Here is a 2,816-nt window from a genome sequence, read left to right on the forward strand (position 1 = left end):
CGCGCGCCCGGCCGACGCGATCGTCGCCGAGCTGGCGACGCCGCCGGCGAACTGCGGGCGCGGCGCGCGCGCCGCGCGGACCGACGACGCGACGCCGCTCCCGCCGGGCGACCTGGTGGTGCTGCAGTCCCCCGACGCCGCGATCGACGTGGACGACCGCGCGCAGGCGCGCCCGGCGCTGGTGGTCGCGGGCGCCGCGCGCGTGACGATGATCCGCGGCGACGGCACCGTGCTGGCCGACGTCGAGGCGGGCGACCCGAGCGGGAAGGAGGCGACGGTCCCCGTGCCGCCCGAGACCGCGCTGATCGCCGTGCAGTCGGACGGGCAGCTCGACGTCGTCGAGGGGATGGCGGGGTGGCACGAGCAGGCGCGCGTCGCCGCGCTCGGGACGCACGTCGCCCTCGGCGCCGGCTGCACGCTGGCCGTGGACGCGCCGCGCGCCGCCCCGCAGCTCGGGTGGATGACCGCCGCCGACGTGGTGCGCGACGCGACCTCGGTGACGACGCGCTTCGAGCGCGCGCCGCGCACGCTGGTGGTCGTCGTCGCCGAGGCGGCCGGCGAGTCGCTGGAGGGGATCGAGCTGTCGCTGCGCGGCGCCGCCCGGGCGCGGCAGCGCGACGGCACGCCGCGCCCGCCGACGATCGTGATGGCCGGCGCGTACACGGCGCTGGTCTACCCGCTGGCGGCGTCGCGCAAGCCGGCGCCCGCGGCGGTGACGGTGCGCGGGAGCGGCGACCGCCGGCTGGCCGGCGTGCTCGCCGGCGCGACGACGGTCGAGGAGACGGCGCGCCTGCTCGCCGAGCGCGGGGTGACCGCGGTGGCCGGGCGCGTGCTCGCCGCCGAGGGCGCCGGGTGCCGCGTGCGGTGGGAGGAGCCGAAGGGGACGCGCGGCGTGCAGGCGCCGGCCGACGCGCTGAAGACCAGCCGCGCGGGCCGCAAGACGACCACGACGAAGGGAGGGACGAATGGCCGTCGGTGAGGGGAAGTTCGTCCTCTACTCGAAGATCGAGCCGCCGCTGGAGGCGGGCGACTACCGCCTCACCGCGCGGCAGGAGCTGGCCGCGTCGGGGCCCGACGGGGCGCTCGGCGCCGACGACCTGAAGGTCGCGCCGCTCCCCACGCACCTGCGCGTGCGCGCGCCGCGCTTCCAGCTGCCGCCCGACCAGGTGCTGTCGACGTTCCCGCCGGCCAACACCGAGGGGGCGTACGGGATGCGGCTGCCGCAGGTGGTCATCAAGCGGCGCACCCTCCCGTGGGAGCGGCTGCTCGGCCCGTCGCTGCGCGGCACGCCGTGGCTCGCGCTCGTGCTGGTCGCCGAGGGGGAGGCGGAGCTCAAGCCCAACCAGCCCGTCGGCGAGTGCATCACCTCCGGCGTGACGCTCGACGGCGCCCCCGACGTGGAGGTCGGCAACACGCTGATCGTGCGGCGCTCGGTCGTGCACCGGATCTTCCCGACGCGCAAGGACGTGCCGCTGCTGGCGCACGCGCGCGAGGTCGACATCCACGACACCGAGCTGATGATGGGCGACGACGACGGCTTCCTCGCCGTGGTCGTGTCCAACCGGCTCCCGCTGGCGGGACGCGACGCGGCGGGGAACGAGGCGCCGGTGAAGTACCTCGCCTGCCTCGTGAACCTGGAGGGGCAGTTCGACCGCCTGCTCCCCGAGGCGCCGCCGCCCAGGGCGTTCACGCTCCCGCCGCTGGTGCTGGAGCGCGCGACGCTGGAGCTGGCGGCGTACGACCGGATCACCATGGGCGCGGCGCCCGCGGTGGCGGGGATCGCGTCGTCGATCGCCGGCGCGACGGCGCCGTTCGACGGGACGGTGGTCGCGCCGCTCGCCCCCACGCACGCCGCGGTCGCCAACACCTCCGCCGTCGCGGGCACCGGCTTCTCGCGCGCCGACGCGACGAAGCACGCGAGCGCCGACGTGTACCTGGAGATGGCGCGCCCGTTCGGGAAGGCGGGGCGCCCCGACGTCTCCATCCCGTTCGACCCGGTGTACCGCTTCCCGGTGCTGCTGCACTGGAGCTTCACGTCGGTCGGCTCGCTGACCTTCGAGACGCTGATGCGCACCGTCGACTCGGGGCTGCTCGGCACGGTGCCGCCCGAGCCGCCGGCGGACGCGAAGCCCGAGGCGGGGCGCCCGCCGCTCGAGGTGGTCGAGACGGGGCACGTGGGCCTCGCGCACCGCACGCGGCGCGGCGACTCGGCGCGCATCTGGTACCGCGGCCCGCTCGTGCCGCACCCCACCGAGGACCCGCCCGAGGGGCGCCTGCCGCTCGCGCACGCGGCCGACCAGCTGCGCATCGTGATCCCCGACGGGCGCGAGGACCTGTCGCTCGCCGGCGCGTTCGAGGTCGGGCGCCTGATGGCGCTGGCGCGCCCGAGCATCGTCGCGGCGCTGCTGCGGTGGCGGCAGCTGCACTACCAGACGGCGCGCCGGCAGGCGATCTGGGACGCGCGCCGCGCGTTCCTGGAGGCGCTGCTCGGCAATGCGCTGCCGACGCGCGTGCCGGTGGACTTCGGCGTGCAGCTCGGGCGCGCGCTCGCCACCGGGATCGCGGCGCGGCCCGCGGCGTTCGTCGGCCCGCCGCGCCCGCTCGTCGACGCGGGGCGCCCGCTGGCGGTGGACGGCACGGCCGCGCAGGTGCTGGCCGCTGCGTACGCGCTCCCGCCGTCGACGTTCAAGGGCGACATGCCGGCGGTGCTGGGCCAGCTGCGCGCGACCGCGCCCGTGGTCGCCAACGGCGCCGGCGGGTCGCCGATCGGGCTCACCAACCGCGCGACGGCCGCCGCCGCGCGTGCCGCCGCCCAT

General features: G+C 77.7%; 1 protein-coding gene and 1 pseudogene. Both read left to right on the forward strand.

Going from position 1 to position 2,816, the window contains the following annotated elements; genetic code table 11:
• A partial coding sequence (locus PYV61_RS23500; RefSeq protein ID WP_275836282.1) for a hypothetical protein occupies positions 1–979 on the forward strand: 979 nt, incomplete at its 5' end.
• Positions 966–2,816: pseudogene (locus PYV61_RS23505) on the forward strand (hypothetical protein); the annotation flags it as partial. The gene PYV61_RS23500 and the pseudogene PYV61_RS23505, both read left to right, overlap by 14 nt.

The sequence above is a fragment of the Roseisolibacter sp. H3M3-2 genome (assembly GCF_029211165.1).
GTDB lineage: Bacteria > Gemmatimonadota > Gemmatimonadetes > Gemmatimonadales > Gemmatimonadaceae > Roseisolibacter.